The organism is Nocardiopsis sp. CNT312, assembly GCF_000515115.1.
Lineage (GTDB): Bacteria > Actinomycetota > Actinomycetes > Streptosporangiales > Streptosporangiaceae > Nocardiopsis.
Genome location: NZ_AZXF01000010.1, coordinates 21,610 through 38,172 on the forward strand (window position 1 = coordinate 21,610; position 16,563 = coordinate 38,172).

At 70.8% G+C, this 16,563-nt stretch carries 17 protein-coding genes; 6 read left to right on the plus strand and 11 right to left on the minus strand.

The features are described from left to right. Positions 1 to 46 precede the first annotated feature (46 nt). Both meaB and B042_RS0101855 read right to left on the minus strand, forming a co-directional pair. Positions 47 to 1,009 (minus strand): methylmalonyl Co-A mutase-associated GTPase MeaB, encoded by a 963-nt coding sequence (gene meaB, locus B042_RS0101850; protein ID WP_028646796.1) that lies wholly within the window; start codon positions 1,007 to 1,009, stop codon positions 47 to 49. Beyond that, complete coding sequence (locus B042_RS0101855) at positions 1,009 to 2,196, minus strand: acetyl-CoA C-acetyltransferase (protein WP_028646797.1); 1,188 nt, start codon at positions 2,194 to 2,196, stop codon at positions 1,009 to 1,011. Before B042_RS0101855 ends, meaB begins: the two co-directional genes overlap by 1 nt. Before the next feature lie 85 nt (positions 2,197 to 2,281). On the opposite strand from B042_RS0101855, the gene mce reads away from it, so the two are divergent. Then, the gene (gene mce, locus B042_RS0101860) at positions 2,282 to 2,740 is read left to right on the plus strand and encodes a methylmalonyl-CoA epimerase (RefSeq protein ID WP_028646798.1); all 459 of its coding nucleotides are present in this window, start codon (positions 2,282 to 2,284) and stop codon (positions 2,738 to 2,740) included. Positions 2,741 to 3,049: 309 nt separating this feature from the next. After that, the gene (locus tag B042_RS0101865) at positions 3,050 to 4,318 is read left to right on the plus strand and encodes a DivIVA domain-containing protein (RefSeq protein WP_028646799.1); all 1,269 of its coding nucleotides are present in this window, start codon (positions 3,050 to 3,052) and stop codon (positions 4,316 to 4,318) included. Positions 4,319 to 4,414: 96 nt separating this feature from the next. On the opposite strand, the gene B042_RS0101870 is transcribed toward B042_RS0101865, so the two are convergent. The 3 genes from B042_RS0101870 to B042_RS0101880 all read right to left on the minus strand — a co-directional run bounded on the left by B042_RS0101870 (position 4,415) and on the right by B042_RS0101880 (position 6,854). Next, entirely contained in the window at positions 4,415 to 5,155 is a 741-nt protein-coding gene (locus tag B042_RS0101870) for an alpha/beta hydrolase (RefSeq protein WP_028646800.1), read from the minus strand. 31 nt (positions 5,156 to 5,186) lie between these two features. Then, the gene (locus B042_RS0101875) at positions 5,187 to 5,513 is read right to left on the minus strand and encodes an ATP/GTP-binding protein (protein ID WP_197024151.1); all 327 of its coding nucleotides are present in this window, start codon (positions 5,511 to 5,513) and stop codon (positions 5,187 to 5,189) included. Between the two features lie 153 nt (positions 5,514 to 5,666). Next, complete coding sequence (locus B042_RS0101880) at positions 5,667 to 6,854, minus strand: 3-hydroxybutyryl-CoA dehydrogenase (protein WP_028646802.1); 1,188 nt, start codon at positions 6,852 to 6,854, stop codon at positions 5,667 to 5,669. 159 nt (positions 6,855 to 7,013) lie between these two features. On the opposite strand from B042_RS0101880, the gene nucS reads away from it, so the two are divergent. From nucS to B042_RS0101900, 4 genes are all read left to right on the plus strand, one after another. Beyond that, positions 7,014 to 7,691 (plus strand): endonuclease NucS, encoded by a 678-nt coding sequence (gene nucS, locus B042_RS0101885; RefSeq protein ID WP_028646803.1) that lies wholly within the window; start codon positions 7,014 to 7,016, stop codon positions 7,689 to 7,691. 92 nt (positions 7,692 to 7,783) lie between these two features. Further along, positions 7,784 to 8,455 carry a DUF1707 domain-containing protein gene (locus B042_RS0101890; protein WP_028646804.1) on the plus strand — a complete coding sequence of 224 codons (672 nt, stop codon included), beginning with the start codon at positions 7,784 to 7,786 and terminating at the stop codon, positions 8,453 to 8,455. A gap of 215 nt (positions 8,456 to 8,670) precedes the next feature. Further along, on the plus strand, positions 8,671 to 10,251 hold the full coding sequence (locus B042_RS0101895) for a M20/M25/M40 family metallo-hydrolase (RefSeq protein WP_051415402.1): 1,581 nt from the start codon (positions 8,671 to 8,673) through the stop codon (positions 10,249 to 10,251). Positions 10,252 to 10,563: 312 nt separating this feature from the next. After that, complete coding sequence (locus B042_RS0101900) at positions 10,564 to 11,160, plus strand: cob(I)yrinic acid a,c-diamide adenosyltransferase (RefSeq protein ID WP_028646806.1); 597 nt, start codon at positions 10,564 to 10,566, stop codon at positions 11,158 to 11,160. Between the two features lie 6 nt (positions 11,161 to 11,166). On the opposite strand, the gene B042_RS0101905 is transcribed toward B042_RS0101900, so the two are convergent. From B042_RS0101905 to atpA, 6 genes are all read right to left on the minus strand, one after another. Continuing rightward, the gene (locus B042_RS0101905) at positions 11,167 to 11,460 is read right to left on the minus strand and encodes an MTH1187 family thiamine-binding protein (RefSeq protein WP_036553663.1); all 294 of its coding nucleotides are present in this window, start codon (positions 11,458 to 11,460) and stop codon (positions 11,167 to 11,169) included. Between the two features lie 46 nt (positions 11,461 to 11,506). Further along, complete coding sequence (locus B042_RS0101910) at positions 11,507 to 12,010, minus strand: DUF2550 domain-containing protein (protein ID WP_051415403.1); 504 nt, start codon at positions 12,008 to 12,010, stop codon at positions 11,507 to 11,509. 29 nt (positions 12,011 to 12,039) lie between these two features. Continuing rightward, positions 12,040 to 12,429 carry a F0F1 ATP synthase subunit epsilon gene (locus B042_RS0101915; RefSeq protein WP_028646809.1) on the minus strand — a complete coding sequence of 130 codons (390 nt, stop codon included), beginning with the start codon at positions 12,427 to 12,429 and terminating at the stop codon, positions 12,040 to 12,042. Between the two features lie 72 nt (positions 12,430 to 12,501). After that, on the minus strand, positions 12,502 to 13,947 hold the full coding sequence (gene atpD, locus B042_RS0101920) for a F0F1 ATP synthase subunit beta (RefSeq protein WP_028646810.1): 1,446 nt from the start codon (positions 13,945 to 13,947) through the stop codon (positions 12,502 to 12,504). Positions 13,948 to 13,952: 5 nt separating this feature from the next. After that, positions 13,953 to 14,876 carry a F0F1 ATP synthase subunit gamma gene (locus tag B042_RS0101925; protein WP_028646811.1) on the minus strand — a complete coding sequence of 308 codons (924 nt, stop codon included), beginning with the start codon at positions 14,874 to 14,876 and terminating at the stop codon, positions 13,953 to 13,955. Positions 14,877 to 14,879: 3 nt separating this feature from the next. Continuing rightward, positions 14,880 to 16,520, minus strand: coding sequence for a F0F1 ATP synthase subunit alpha (atpA, locus tag B042_RS0101930; protein ID WP_028646812.1), 1,641 nt, complete (start codon positions 16,518 to 16,520; stop codon positions 14,880 to 14,882). Between the last annotated feature and the right edge of the window lie 43 nt (positions 16,521 to 16,563).

Here is a 16,563-nt window from a genome sequence, read left to right on the forward strand (position 1 = left end):
GCCCTGAGCACCGGGGCGGGCGGGCACACGTGCCCGCCCGCCCCTCCTACGTTCCGGAAGGGTCGGCGCCCAGGTCCTTCAACAACAGGTCCGCGGCGGTGTAGGGGTCGCACCGGCCCTCGGAGACCTCCTGGGCCAGGGAGTCCAGACCGCCGTCCTCACCCACACCGCCCATACGGGCGCGCAGCAGGTCGAGAACGATCCCCTGCACCTCCTCACGGGCGCGGGCGCGGCGGCGCTCCTCCAGGGCGCCCGAGGACGCCAGGTGGGCGGCGTGCCCGTCCAGCCGCTCCCACAGCTCCCCGATCCCCTCGTCCTCGGAGGCCACCGTCATGACGATCGGCGGCTTCCACTCGTGCTCGTCGCGGTCGACCATCGCCACCATCTGGCGCAGGTCCCGCAGGGCCGACCTGGCCCCCTCGTGGTCGGCCTTGTTCACCGCGAAGACATCGGCGACCTCCAGCACACCCGCCTTGGCAGCCTGGACCGAGTCGCCCATACCCGGCGCGCACAGCACCACCGTGGTGTCCGCCAGACCGGCGATCTCCACCTCGGCCTGGCCCACCCCGACCGTCTCGACCAGGACCAGGTCGAACCCGGCGGCGTCCAGGACGCGCAGCGCGTGCGGAGCGGCCCAGGACAGGCCGCCCAGGTGCCCCCGGTTGGCCATGGAGCGGATGAAGACACCCGGGTCGGTGGCGTGCTCGGCCATGCGCACCCGGTCCCCCAGCAGGGCGCCCCCCGTGAACGGGGACGAGGGGTCCACCGCGAGCACCGCCACCGACAGCCCGCGCCCGCGGGCCGCGCGCACGACCGCGTTCGTGACGGTGGACTTGCCGACACCGGGTGCACCGGTGAACCCGACCACACGGGCCCGGCCGGTGCGGGGGGACAGCCCCGCCATGATGTCGCGCAGCGCGGGCGCGCCGCTCTCCACCAGGGTCAGCGCACGCGCCAGCGACCTGCGGTCACCGCCCAGAACCCCCTCGACCAGGGGAGCGGTCTCCATCACGCGGCGGGGACCGAGAACAGCAGGGCGTCGCCCTGGCCACCGCCCCCGCAAAGCGCTGCGGCTCCGAACCCGCCGCCCCGGCGCCGCAGCTCGTGCACCAGGTGCAGGGCGATACGCGCCCCGGAGGCACCGATCGGGTGGCCGAGCGCGATGGCACCGCCGTTCACGTTGACCCGCTCCTCGGAGATACCGAGGTCCTTCACCGACTGGATGCCCACGGCGGCGAACGCCTCGTTGATCTCCACCAGATCGAGGTCCCCGACGCTCCTGCCCGCCTTGCCCAGTGCGTGGACGATCGCGTTGGAGGGCTGGGAGTGGAGGGAGTTGTCGGGCCCGGCGACGTTGCCGTGCGCACCGATCTCGGCGAGGACGGGTGCCCCCAGCTCCTCCGCCTTGGCGCGACTCATCACGACGACGGCCGCGGCTCCGTCGGAGATCTGCGAGGAGGACCCTGCGGTGATGGTGCCCTCGGCGCCGAAGGCCGGGCGCAGCCGGGCCAGGCTCTCCACGGTGGTGTCGGGGCGGATGCCCTCGTCGGCGTCGAAGACGACCGGGTCGCCCTTGCGCCGGGGAATCTCCACCGGCACGATCTCGTCGGCGAAGCGGCCCTCCGCCGCGGCCGCGGCGGCGCGCTGGTGGGACCGGGCCGCGAAGGCGTCCTGCTCCTGGCGGCCGATGCCGAGCTTGGCGTTGAACCGCTCGGTCGAGGCGCCCATGGACTCGTTGTCGAAGGCGTCCGTGAGACCGTCGTGCGCGGTGGCGTCGACGACCTCGACGGAGCCGTACTTGTACCCCTTGCGGGCCCCGGGCAGCAGGTGCGGGGCGTTGGTCATCGACTCCATCCCGCCCGCGACCACGATGTCGAACTCCCCGGCCGTGATGAGCTGGTCGGCCAGGGCGATCGCGTCCAGGCCCGACAGGCACACCTTGTTGATGGTGACGGAGGGGACCCCCAGGGGGATGCCCGCCTTCACCGCGGCCTGGCGGGACGGGATCTGCCCGGCCCCCGCCTGGAGCACCTGCCCCATGACCACGTATCCGACCTGTGCACCGTCGATACCGGCGCGCTCCAGCGCCGCCCTGATCGCCAGTCCCCCGAGGTCGACGGCGGAGAATCCGGCGAGGGAGCCGAGGAGTCTGCCGGTGGGTGTCCTGGCCCCACCTGCGATGACGGAACCGGGCATCGTGTCTGGCCTCCATGCGACGGGTAACGCTGCTGATCTGTCACGATACCCCTACAGCGTTCACCGACGCCTCGAAGGGAAGCGCATGAGCGACGTACCCGGCCCTGCCGCAGGCCTCACCAGGCTGGACCACGTGGGGATCGCATGCCGCGACCTCGACGCCTCGATCGCGTTCTACCGCCGCACCTACGGGTTCGAGGTCGAGCACGAGGAGGTGAACGAGGAGCAGGGCGTCCGCGAGGCCATGCTGCGGGTCAACGGCACCGACGACGGAGGGGCCACGTACCTGCAGCTGCTCGAACCCACCCGCCCGGACTCCCCCGTAGCGAAGTTCCTCGACCGCAACGGCGAGGGCGTGCACCACATCGCGTTCGGCACCCCCGACGTGGCGGACAGCGCCGGAGCCGTCGGAGCAGCCGGTGTACGCGTTCTGGACGCCGAGCCCCGCCGGGGCACCCACGGTTCGCGCATCGTGTTCCTGCACCCGAAGGACTGCGGGAGCGTACTCACCGAACTGGTGGAGAGCGCCGACCAAGCCGACTAAACTGTCCAGACCACGGCCTGGCCGGAGACCGGACATCACAGGGGCGTTCCGGACACATCACGGATTGGACCCCAAGGCGGGGACAGGACCCACCAGCCCACCGGAAGTTACCCGAAACCCTCTTCCCACGGCTGGCCCGCTTGATAAAGTCGCTTAGCCGCCGGAGTGCATTCCGGCGAGGTCCGTGTCTTGCGGTCCGACGGCCGCGCGCACCCCGAACCGCCCGCCCGCCGGGGGCGTCGCACCTCTCTCCTTACGCCCCGGACACTCGCAAGCCAACCGTCTCGCACCCGTTCAGGATCCCGCCACATGTCGTCAAACAACATTGACACCCAGCTCAACAACATCTTCAACGAGGACAACACCCCGCCCGAGTTCGACGTGGTGCTGCGTGGATACGACCGCGCCCAGGTGGACGACTACGCCGCCGGCCTGCGCAACGAGCTGGAGCAGTCCGCGAAACAGGCCGAGAAGTACAAGGCCGAGCTGAACGCGAAGAACCGTCAGCTCCAGGAGCGCGAGCGTCCCTCCTACTCCGGCCTGGGCTCGCGGATCGAGGAGCTGCTCCGCCTCGCCGAGGAGCAGGCCAACGAGCTCGTCCAGAGCGCGCAGATCGACGCCAACGACATCCGCTCCGCCGCCAAGATCGAGGCCGCGGAGATGCGGGCCGCCGCGGAGTCGGAGGCCACCGAGGTGCGCGCCCTCGCCCAGCGCGAGGCCGACGAGCAGCGCCAGTCCGCCGAGTCCGAGGCGGAGGAGATCTCCACCACGGCCCGCCGCGAGGCCGACGAGCTGACCTCCACCACCGAGCGCGAGGTGCAGAAGAAGCGCTCCGCGGTCGACCACGAGATCGCGGAGAAGCGCGCCACCTTCGAGGGTGAGATCGCCAAGCTGCGCACCACCACCGAACGCGAGTGCGCCCAGGCACGCGCCGCGGCCAAGCGCGAGCGGGACGAGACGCTCCAGTCGGCCAAGAGCCAGGCCGAGGAGACGATCAAGAACGCCGAGCGCGCCGCCGCCGAGTCCGAGGCCCGCCGGACCGAGGCCGAGGACCAGTTCGAGCTCCAGCTCGCCGACCGCCGCGCCGAGGCCGAGCGTCAGGACGCCGAGCGCCTGGCCGCCGCGCAGGCCGCCACCCAGAAGATGGTCAGCGAGGCCGAGGAGCGGGCCAACAGCGCCGAGCAGCGGGCCACCAAGGCCAGCCAGCAGGCCGAGCAGACCCGCCGCGACGCCGAGAACCACGCCAAGCAGCTGGTCGGCAACGCCAAGAAGAACGCCGCCCAGATCGACGCGGAGGCCAAGTCCAAGGCCGAGCACCGGGTCTCCGACGCCAAGGCGGAGGCCAACCGCATCATGACCGCCGCCAAGAAGGAGGTCGACGAGCTCAACGCCCAGCGTGACAGCATCCAGTCGCACCTCCAGCAGCTGCGCCAGCTCCTCGGTGGCGGCGGTGCCCCGGCCCCGGCCGCTCCTCCGGCCCCCGCCCCCGCGGCGATCCAGCAGGAGGCGCCCGCCGCCAAGCAGCCGGCCGCGGCCGGCAAGGGTGCCGAGGACGACGAGAACTGGTGGGAGGAGTAGGGACCCGGCCGCGCCGCGGCCGACCCTCCCCGGTCACCTGACGAAGGGCCCGCACCGAGCGTTCGGTGCGGGCCCTCACCGGTTCCAGGCCTTTCGTCAGGCCAGGGGCATGACGTCCCGCTCGTGGGGGCCGTCCCACTCGGTGGGCAGCGGGTGGGCCGCGGGGTTGACGCGCTGGACGATCTCGTCGAGCACGCGCCGGACGTAGGGCTCACCCACCCACAGGTGCTTGGCTCCGTCGACCCCGACGACCTCCGCCTGGCTGAGCGGCGCGAACCGCTTTCGGGCCTCGTCGGGCCTGAGGTAGTCGTCGTGCTCGGGGACAAGCGCCACGACCGGCTTGCCGGACGCGTCCCACACCGCCATGTCCGACTCGTCGGCGCGGTGCAGTGGAGGCGACAGCAGGATCGCGCCCCGCACCTGGGGGTCGCACCCCCACTTGAGGGCCAGTTCGGTGCCGAAGGACCAGCCGAGGAGCCAGGGACTGGGCAGTGCCTCGAACTCGGTGAACTCGATGGCCGCCAGCACGTCGTGCCGCTCGGTCTCCCCCTCGCCGAACGCACCCTCGCTGGTGCCGTGGCGCGAGGACGTCCCGCGGGTGTTGAAGCGCAGCACGGCGACGTTCGCCAGGGCCGGCAGGCGGAACGACGCCTTGCGCAGCACGTGGCTGTCCATCATGCCCTCGGCGGTGGGCAGCGGGTGCAGGCACACCAGCGTGGCGACGGGCTCCCCGCCCTCGGGCAGGGCGAGTTCGCCGACCAGTTCCAGCCCGTCGGCGGTGTGCAGCGTGATGGGCCGGCGCACGGCGGGCAGCACCGTGGTGGCTCGGATCTGCATGGTTCCTCGAATCTCCGGTGGCGGGCCGCGGTCAGTAGGGGGATCTTGGAGACCGGCGGGCGCGCCGGTCCCAGCAGGAGGAGTGCCAGTGGCGCCGGTCCCCGCCGCCGCCGTAGGGACGCCAGGCGACGACGTGGGGCGTACCGAGAGGGATCTCCTGGGCGCACCCGGGGCACCGGTAGACCTTGGTGGCCGACGCCCCGGGGATGCGGCGCGTCACCCACTCGCCGTCGGGGCCGGTCTCCCGGCGCTGGCCCCCGGTGATACGCAGCATGAGGGCGTCCTCGTCGGGCGGGCCTCCGGAGGCGCGGCGACCACGGGAGGACTTGCGGCGGGAAGAGTTTCGGCGCGGGCTCACACGTTCCAGGGTAGGAGAGACTGTGTTTTCTTTGCTCCTCCGCTTCGCTCAGGAGCGTGCTCGGGCGCCGGAGAGGCCGGCGCCCTCGCTCCGCTCCCGGCCGTCACCCGTCGGCCAGACGACAGGGCGAACGGACTCCGCTCCCGGGCGGTCTCAGCGGTGGTCGTGCTCGACGTCGGGCAGCCGGTCCATGAGCAGCGGTGCGGGGGCCGCGATCGTGGTCAGGCCGTACTCGCCCATGGCGACCAGGGTCGTGACGACGGACTCGGCACCGCGCTCCTCCAGGAGTTCGGTCGGCCCCTTGGGGTAGCCGCAGCCGAACCGCATGGCGGTGTCGACGTCGGCGGCCGTGGCGTAGCCGTCGCCGATCATGCGCAGGGCGTCGTCGATCTGCGGTGCGATGAGCATCTCGCCCAGGTCCAGGAGCTCCTCCTCGCGGACCATCTCCGCGAAGCGGCCGGTGCGGGCGGGCTCGGCGGGATCGTCCCCGCCCTCGTAGAAGCCCCGGCCGGCCTTGCGTCCGAGGCGGCCCGCGGCCACCATCCGGCGCAGCAGCGGAGCCGCGGCGTACCGGGGGTCGCGGAACTCCTCCCACAGCACGTCCATGACGGCCAGGCACACGTCCAGGCCGACCATGTCGGCGAGGGTGAGCGGCCCCATGGGCAGGTCCGCGGCCTTGCGGACGGAGGCGTCGACCTCCTCGCGGGTGGCCACGCCCCGCTCGTAGAGGCGGACGGCGTCGTTGATGTAGGGCACCAGGAGCGCGTTGGCGACGAACCCGGCGCGGTCCCCGACCGTGACGGGGGTCTTGCCGATGCGCTTGGCGACCTCGGTGACGACGGCGGTCGTCTCCGCCCCGGTGGAGACGGTGGTGACGACCTCGACCAGCTTCATGACCGGCGCCGGGTTGAAGAAGTGCAGGCCGAGGACCTTGTCGGGGCGGCTGGTGAGCGCGGCGATCTCGGTGACCGACAGCGAGGAGGTGTTGGTGGCCAGGATGGTTCCCGGCGGGCAGATCCGGTCCAGGTCGCCGAAGACGTCGCGCTTGAGGTCCATGCGCTCGGGCACGGCCTCGACGACGAAGTCCGCGTCCGAGAGGTCCTCGCGGGAGGTGGTGAACGTGAGTCGGGCGTCGATCGCGGCGCGCTCGTCCCCGGTGATCCGTTCCTTGGCGACCGCCCGGGACAGGGAGGTGTCGACGTGGCCGCGGCCGCGTTCGAGGGCCGCCTGGTCGATCTCGACTCCGGTGACGTCGAACCCGGCGCGGGCGAACACTTCGGCGATGCCCGCTCCCATCGTGCCGAGCCCGACCACTCCGACCTTCGTGAATTCCTGCAACATGAGCCCCACCCTAGACCGAAGGCCCCACCCGGAGGGTGGTGCCGCCTCTTGGACGCCACCAAGGCTACTGGCCAGTAACACAGGGCGGACCCCGCACACGCCGTTCCGGGCCCGCGAATCCGGACCCGCCCGCTTCCGGGAAGCGGTAACGTGACCGCCGTGCGTCTCGTCATCGCCCGGTGCAGCGTCGACTACGTCGGCCGGCTCACCGCACACCTGCCCATGGCCCCCCGCCTGATCCTCGTCAAGGCGGACGGAAGCGTGTCCATCCACGCCGACGACCGGGCCTTCAAACCGCTGAACTGGATGAACCCGCCGTGCAAGCTCCGTGAGGAGACCGTGGCCGACGGACCCGACGTCTGGACGGTCACCCACGGCAAGTCGGGCGAGAAACTCGTGCTGACCGTCGAGGAGGTCATGCACGACAGTTCACACGAACTGGGCCGGGACCCCGGCCTCCAGAAGGACGGCGTCGAGGCGCACCTCCAGGAGCTGCTCGCCGAGCACATCACCACGCTCGGGGAGGGTTACACCCTGATCCGCCGCGAGTACCCGACCGCCATCGGGCCGGTCGACATCCTGTGCCGCGACGCGGAGGGGGCCACGGTCGCCGTGGAGCTGAAGCGGCGCGGCGAGATCGACGGCGTGGAGCAGCTGACCCGCTACCTGGAACTGCTCAACCGGGACCCCACCCTGGCCCCGGTGCACGGGGTCTTCGCGGCCCAGGAGATCAAGCCGCAGGCCCGGGTCCTGGCCGAGGACCGGGGGATCTCCTGCGTGGTGCTGGACTACGACGAGCTGCGCGGGATCGAGCCGGACATCCTCCGCCTGTTCTGACGCTCCCGGCGTCCCGGGCCCGCACCCTCTCAGGGTCGCCTCAGGGCCCGCCCCCGATGCGCGCGGGGCTCCGAAGCCGGGAGGATCGAACTATGGTTGGAAGCATGAGCGAGATCCCCCCTTCGGACCACAGCCGGATGCGCGCCTCGGACGCCGACCGCGACTCGGTCGCCCACAGACTGCGGGAGGCCCTCGCCGAGGGCAGGCTCGACCCGGACGAGCACAGCGAGCGCCTGGACGCCGTCTACCGGGCCAAGACCCTCGGCGAACTGGTCCCCCTCACCGAGGACCTGCCCGCGCCGAATGGGGAGACCGGGTCCGTCGCGGTCCCGACCGACTTCCACTCGCCCCGCCCCGTCTACGCCGGGGGACGGATCACCTCCGCCGGACCGACCAGCCGCCTGGCGATCGCCATCATGGGCGGGGCCGACCGTGCGGGAAGCTGGGTGGTCCCCAAGCAGTTCTTCACCGCCGCGCTCATGGGCGGGGTGGAGCTGGACCTGCGCGAGGCGCACTTCACCTCGCGCGAGACGAGCATCTGGGTGGGTGCCGTCATGGGCGGGGTCGAGATCCGGGTGCCCGACGACGTCCAGGTGCGCGTCCACGGCCTGCCGATCATGGGCGGGTTCAGCGGCGGCCTGCGCCAGCCCAGCACGATGCCCGCCGACGCCCCGATCGTGCACATCCGCGGTCTGGCCGTGATGGGCGGCGTGGAGGTCAAGTACCGGAGGCGCGCCTACCAGCGCGAGGAGGACGAGGACTGATCCTCTCCCTTCGCCTGCCCGGCGGTCCGCGGGTGTGAGGGCGCATCAGATCACAGCGACGGGTGTTCTGTCAGCTTTGTGGCCGATTGTGGCAATCTCACGTAGAGGTACTTGTCGAGCGCGCTCCGTCGGTGTCGGATGGCAACGGTCCCATCACCCACCGAGGTGTCCGTCCCCCGCAAGGGCGTGACGGCCCCCGCACCGGAGGAGCACCGTTGCATCCGACCCACCCCCGCGCCCGACGGCGCCGGAAGGACCTCCCCGCCGGACGGCGCACGGCGGCCGTACTCACCGCCGTCCTGACGGCCGCCGCCTCCCTTGCCCTGGCGGCACCGGCCCAAGCGGACCCGCGGGGCAACGCCCCCGAGCACGCACACGACCGCGCCGGATGGCCTGAGCGGCATGACAGGCACCACAGGTCGCTCCCGGACCGGGTGACCGGTCGGCGGATCGAGGGCCACATGGCCAACCTCGCCACCATCGCCCGCTACAACGGCGGCAACCGCGCCTCGGGCACCCCCGGCTACGACGTCGCCGCCCTGTACGTGGAGAACCAGTTGGAGCGGGCCGGGTACGAGCCCTACCGCGACACCTACGAGTACACGGCCTGGGAGGAGCTCTCCGACGCGGTCCTGAGCCGGAGCGGCTCCGGGCCGGTCGACTACGAGGTCGGTACCGATTACATCAGCATGGCCTACTCGGCAGCCGGCGACGTGACCGCCCCGGCCGTGGCTGTGGACGCCGACAGCGGTGACAGCGGCTGCACGTCCGAGGACTTCGCGGGCTTCCCCGAGGGAGCCATCGCGATCACCGTGCGCGGTGCCTGCCCCTTCGCGCTGAAGACCCAGAACGCGGCCGACGCCGGGGCCGCCGCCGTCCTGGTCGTCAACAGTGCCGACGAGGTGTTCTCGGGAACCGTGTCCACCCCCTCCGAGATCCCGGTGCTCGGCGTCTCCGGCGCCGCGGGCGCACCGCTGCTCGCCGCGGGCGAGGGGCTGGAGCTGCGGGTGATGGTGGACTCCCTCACCGAGACCCGCGAGTCCTTCAACGTCATCGCCGAGACCGAGGGCGGGAGCGGTGACAACGTCGTGGTGGCCGGCGGCCACCTCGACAGCGTCGAGGAGGGGGCGGGCGCCAACGACAACGGCAGCGGTGTCGCCTTCCTCCTGGAGAGCGCCATCCAGTTGGCCCGGCAGGGCGAGCCGAACAACAAGGTCCGCTTCGCCTTCTGGGGCACCGAGGAGAGCGGCCTGGTCGGCTCCACCGAGTACGTCGAGGGGCTGAGCGCCGAACAGGTCGACGACATCGCCCTGTACCTCAACTTCGACATGATCGGCTCCCACAACTACGCCCGGTTCGTCCTGGACGGCGGCATGGAGCTGCCCGGATCGGGGCAGGCACCCTCCGGATCCGGGGCGATCGCCCAGGTCTTCGCGGAGTACTTCGAGGACCGGGGACAGGTCAGCGAACCGGGTGTGCTGAGCGGCCGCAGCGACTACGCGCCCTTCGCCCAGGCGGGGATCCCGGTCGGCGGCCTGTTCAGCGGTGCCGACGGCGTCAAGACCGAGGAACAGGCGGAGTGGTACGGCGGGGTCGCGGGCGAGACCTTCGACCCGTACTACCACACCGCCGAGGACACCCTGGCCAACGTCAACCGCGACTCCCTGGACGAGCTGTCCGACGCAGGCGCCCACGGGATCGAGTTCTTCGCCGAGAGCACCCTCCCGGTGAACGGTGTGCTGCGCAGGGCCGCGGGACCGGAGTTCGCGCGGCTGGGCCAGGAGTGGCTCCGCTAGAAACGGAGCGAAACGCCCCCTTCGGACAGACGGGGCGGACGGCGTGAACCCCCCGGTTCCACGCCGTCCGCCCCGCGCGGCGCCTCCCCCTCGCTGCACCCGGGCGGCCCCCTCACCAACCGCCTCGGATGCGCGACCGACGCCGCACGGAAACCACGTTGAGTAGTTCCCCGTGTGCGACACGCTACCAGTGACCCAGGGCACATGAACCCCCTGAGATCAAACGGTTATCCTCGGTCACAACACGCTCGGCTGAGCCCGGACACGGCCCGTGGACACCGTCCCGCACGGAACGCGCTCTAGGCTGGTGCCATGAGCAAACGGGACACGGACGAACCGGTCGTACTGTCGAGGATCTACACCCGCACGGGGGACGACGGGACCACCGCTCTCGGCGACATGAGCCGGACCGGGAAGAACGACACACGGCTCGCGGCCTACGCCGACACCGAGGAGGCCAACGCCGCCATCGGCCTCATGCTGGCCACGGGCGAGGTCCCCGACGACGTACGCGCGCTCCTGCGGCGCGTACAGAACGAACTGTTCGACCTCGGCGCGGACCTGTCCACACCGGTCGTACCGGACCCGGAGTTCCCGCCCCTACGCATCCTGCCGGAGTACGTCACCCGGCTGGAGGAGGCCTGCGACACCTACAACGCCGACCTGCCCACCCTGCGCAGCTTCATCCTGCCCGGCGGCTCCCCCACGGTCGCGCTGGCACACACCGCACGCATCGTGGTGCGCAGGGCCGAGCGCAGCGTGTGGGCGGCGATCGGCGAACACGGCGACACTGTCAACCCGCTCACCGCGCGTTACCTCAACCGCCTCTCCGACCTGCTGTTCATCCTCGGCCGCCACGTCGCCGGGGACGGGGACGAGGTGCTGTGGAAGCCGGGCGGAGAGCGTTAGCGCCGGCTATTCGGAGAGTTCGTGCTCCAAGTGCTCCACCTTCGAGGTGAGGCCGTCGGTCATCCCTTCGCGGATGTCCGCCTTCAAGGTGAGACTGACCCGGTGGGCACCCTCACCCGCGGCCTGCACGGCGCGCTTGACCACGTCCATCACCTCGTCCCACTCGCCCTCGACACTGGTGAACATGGCGGTGGTCTCGTTGGGCAGGCCGCTCTCGCGCACCACCCTCACCGCGCGGGCGACCGCGGGCGCGACAGACTCACCGGTACCGAGCGGGGACACAGAGAAAGCGACGATCATGGGTCCCACCCTAGGGACCGGTGACCGCCGCTGTGAAGACCGACACTCAGGCCTCCCACCGTGTCCCGGGCGGCATCGACTCCATCCAGGACAGGAAGCCGGTGAGGGCGCTGTCCCCCATCGCGATCTCGTACACGGCACCCTCGGAGGGCCCGCCGCCGTCCACGTCGCTCCAGGCGAGGCGGACGACGCTCACGTCACCCGGCAGGTGGGCACGGTCGGACCCGTCGGGCGAACGCCTGCCGACAACGGCAAGGCCGCGGCGCGACAGCTTTGCCGTCGGCCGCGGCCTGAGCGAGAAGACCGGGAACCACGCGAGGCTCTGCGTGCCGTACCTGGCGAAACCGATCCGCCAGGCCCCCCGGGGACCCCGCTTGCCCGGGACCCGGAGGTAGCACTCCACCGCGCCGCCCCGCCGGATGAGCACCCAGCGGCGCAGCGCGATCCACGACAGCACCGCCCCGAGGACCAGGAGCAGGCCGAGGGCCACCCACGGGGCGGTCCCCGTCCACGGGGCCATCCCCGCCTGCGCGGAGTACAGCCGCTCCATATCCACCTCTCGGTCGGCCGCCGGATGCGTTAGGCGACGTCCTCGCCCACCGCGCGCAGACGGCTGCGTGCACGGCCCAGGGCGTCACTGTCGCCCTCCTCGGCCGCCTCCGACAGCGCTCTGCGCGCACGGTCCACGTCGACGTCCTCGGCCAGCTCGGCGGTCTCGGCGAGGATCGACACGCGTCCCTCACCACTGACCGAGACGAACCCGCTGTGCGCGGCCGCCTTCACCTCACCGGTCTCCCGGGCCCCCAGGACACGGACGACGGCGTCCTCCGCGAGCAGGGCCAGCACCGGGACGTGACCGGGCTGGATACCGATCTCACCCTCGACGGTCTTGGCGATGACCATGTCGCCCTCGCCGGCCCAAACCTCACGCTCGGGCGAGACGATCTCGACGAACAGCTTCTTCGACACTGCCACAAACTCCTCGGCTCGTGGGCGGAATCAGGCAGGTCGGCCCCGCCGGGGCGGGGCCGACCGTCCGTCTTACTCGCCCTGCAGCTTCTCGGCCTTCTCGACGGCCATCTGGATGTTGCCGACGTCGAGGAAGGCCTGCTCGGGCAGGTGGTCGTACTCACCGTCGCACAGCGCCTTGAAGGAGGCGATGGTCTCCTCCAACGGAACGAAGACACCCGGGTTGCTGGTGAACTTCTCCGCCACGAACATGTTCTGCGACAGGAAGCGCTCGATACGGCGGGCGCGGTTGACGGTGATCTTGTCCTCTTCGGACAGCTCGTCCATACCGAGAATGGCGATCTGGTCCTGGAGGTCCTTGTTGCGCTGGAGGATCTCCTTGACCCGCTGGGCCACCTGGTAGTGCTCCTCGCCCACGTACTGCGGGTCGAGGATGCGGGAGGTGGAGGTCAGCGGGTCCACCGCCGGGTAGATGCCCTTCTGCGAGATCGGGCGGGAGAGCTCGGTCGTCGCGTCCAGGTGGGCGAACGTGGTCGCCGGCGCCGGGTCGGTGTAGTCGTCCGCGGGGACGTAGATCGCCTGCATCGAGGTGATCGAGTGACCGCGGGTCGAGGTGATCCGCTCCTGGAGCTGGCCCATCTCGTCAGCCAGGTTGGGCTGGTAGCCCACGGCGGAGGGCATACGGCCCAGCAGCGTGGAGACCTCCGACCCCGCCTGGGTGAAACGGAAGATGTTGTCGATGAACAGGAGCACGTCCTGCTTCTGAACGTCACGGAAGTACTCCGCCATCGTCAGAGCGGACAGCGCCACGCGCAGACGGGTGCCCGGGGGCTCGTCCATCTGGCCGAAGACGAGCGCGGTGTCCTGGAGGACCTCCATCTCGTCCATCTCCAGGAAGAGGTCCGTCCCCTCACGGGTGCGCTCGCCGACACCGGCGAACACGGACACACCACCGAAGTTGCGGGCGATACGGGTGATCATCTCCTGGATCAGCACGGTCTTGCCGACACCGGCACCACCGAACAGACCGATCTTCCCCCCGCGCACGTACGGGGTGAGCAGGTCGATGACCTTGATGCCCGTGACCATCATCTCGGTCTTGGACTCGAGCTGGTCGAAGGCCGGGGCCTCGCGGTGGATCGGCCAGCGCTCGGTGACGCCCAGCTCCGAGGTCGGCACGTCCATGGACTCGCCGAGGGTGTTGAACACGTGGCCCTTGACGACGTCGCCGACGGGCACGCTGATTGCCTCACCGGTGTCGCGCACCTCAGCACCGCGGACGAGGCCGTCCTGCGGGGCCAGGGAGATGGCGCGGACCAGGTTGTCCCCCAGGTGCTGGGCGACCTCCATGGTGATGGTCTTGGTGGTGCCGCCGACGGTGACGTCGGTGTGCAGGGCGTTGTAGATGGCGGGCATCGAGCCGACGGGGAATTCCACGTCGACGACCGGGCCGGTGACCCGGGCGATACGGCCGGTGGCGGTGCCAGCCCCAGCCGTCTCTTCAACAGTCGCAGTCACTTTTGTTACTCACTTCCCGCGCTGGCAGCAGCGAGCGCGTCGGCACCGCCGACAATCTCACTGATCTCGTTGGTGATCTCGGCCTGACGCGCCTGGTTGGCCAGGCGGGTCAGGGTCTTGACGAGGTCCTCGGCGTTGTCGGTGGCGGCCTTCATGGCCGCGCGACGGGACGCCCACTGGGACGCGGCGGACTCCAGGAGAGCGAAGTAGATGCGGTTGGTCACGTACTGCGGCAGCAGCCGGTCCAACGCCTCCTCCGCCGAGGGTTCGAACTCGTACAGCGGCAGCGGCTCGTCGCCGTACTCGGCCGCGAGCTCCTCCGGTGGAACCGGCCACACCGACAGCGGGAGCGTCCGCGTGGCGGTCGCCCTCTGGGTCAGCATGGACACGAACTCGGTGGAGACCACGTGGATCTCGTCGACCCCGCCCTCGGAGGTGTCCTGGGCGAAGCGCTCCATGAGGACGTCGGCGATGGCCTGGGCGTCGGCGTAGGTGGGGCGCTCGGTGATGCCCTCCCACTGGTCCTCGATCGCGCGATCGCGGAACCGGTAGAAGGCCACGCCCTTGCGGCCCACGGCGTAGGTGACGATCTCCTCGCGCCCGTCCTCGCGCAGGCGGGCCGCGAGGGACTCCGTCTCCTTGAGGACGTTGGGCGAGAAGGCCCCCGCCAGGCCCTTGTCACTGGTGATCACCAGGATGGCCGCACGCTTGGGCTGGTCGGCGTCGACCAGCAGGGGGTGGCTGTCCACCCGTCCCGCCAGCGCCGCGACGGCCCTCGTGATCTCCCGCGCGTAGGGCCCAGCAGCCTCAGACGCCCGCTGCGCCTTGGTGATGCGCGTCGTGGCGATGAGCTCCATCGCCCGGGTGATCTTCGCCATCGACTTCGTCGAGCGGATCCTCCGGCGATAGACGCGAAGCTGTGCACCCATGGGCTACTTCCCGCCTTCGGCGACCTTGATGGTCTCCTGGCCGACCTTGTCCTTGTCGAGCGCCTCGGCCTCGGCCTCGGTGCCGAGCAGGGTGCCGGCGGAGGTCTGGAAGCCCGACTTGAACTTGTCCAGAGCCGCGGAGAGGGACTCCTCGGTCTCCTTCTCGAACTTGCCGGTCTCGCGGATCGTCTTCAGCAGGCCCTCGTGCTCGCGGTCGAGGTGCTCCAGGAAGTCGCCCTCGAAGCGGCGCACGTCCTCGGTGGGCACGTCGTCGACCCGGCCGGTCGTGCCCATCCAGATGGAGACGACCTGCTTCTCCATGGAGAAGGGCGAGTACTGCCCCTGCTTGAGCAGCTCCATGAGGCGGGCACCGCGCTCCAGCTGCTGCTTGGAGACGGCGTCCAGGTCGGAGCCGAACGCGGAGAACGCCTCCAGCTCGCGGTACTGGGCCAGGCCGAGCCGGAGCGTACCGGAGACCTTCTTCATCGCCTTGGTCTGCGCCGAGCCGCCGACACGGGAGACCGACACACCGACGTCGATGGCCGGACGCTGTCCCTGGTTGAACAGGTCGGACTCCAGGAACACCTGGCCGTCGGTGATGGAGATGACGTTGGTGGGGATGTAGGCCGAGACGTCGCCCGCCTTGGTCTCGATGATCGGCAGAGCGGTCATCGAACCGGCGCCCAGCTCGTCGGAGAGCTTGGCGCAGCGCTCCAGGAGGCGGGAGTGCAGGTAGAAGACGTCACCCGGGTAGGCCTCGCGGCCCGGCGGGCGGCGCAGCAGCAGGGAGACGGCACGGTAGGCCTCGGCCTGCTTGGTCAGGTCGTCGAAGACGACGAGCACGTGCTTGCCCTGGTACATCCAGTGCTGGCCCAGGGCCGAACCGGTGTAGGGGGCGAGGTACTTGAAGCCCGCCGAGTCGGAGGCGGGGGCGGCGACGATGGTGGTGTACTCCATCGCGCCGGCCTCTTCGAGGGCGCCACGCACGCTGGCGATGGTCGAACCCTTCTGGCCGACGGCGACGTAGATGCAGCGCACCTGCTTCTCGGGGTCGCCGGACTCCCAGTTCTCCTTCTGGTTGATGATCGCGTCGACGCAGACCGCGGTCTTGCCGGTCTGCCGGTCGCCGATGACCAGCTGGCGCTGGCCGCGGCCGACCGGGGTCATCGAGTCGATCGCCTTGATACCGGTCTGCAGCGGCTCGTGGACGGGCTTGCGCTCCATCACGGTCGCGGCCTGCAGCTCCAGCTCGCGGCGGTCGGTCGACTCGATCTCGCCCTTGCCGTCGATGGGGGCACCCAGGGGGTCCACCACACGGCCGAGGAAGTCGTCGCCCACCGGCACCGAGAGGAGCTGGCCGGTGCGGCGCACCTTCTGCCCCTCCTCGATGCCGGAGAAGTCGCCCAGCACCACGACACCGATCTCACCGATCTCGAGGTTCTGGGCCATGCCCAGCGTGCCGTCCTCGAACTTCAGCAGCTCGTTCGCCATCGCCGAGGGAAGGCCACCGACGCGGGCGATGCCGTCACCGGAGTAGGTGACGGTACCGACCTCTTCAGCGCGGGTGGCGTCAGGCTCGTACGACTGGACGAAGCGCTGCAGCGCGTCCCGGATCTCATCCGGCCGGATCGTCAGCTCCGCCATCTCTACGTATGTCCTTGCTCTCAAATGGCGCCGGGCCGGCGCC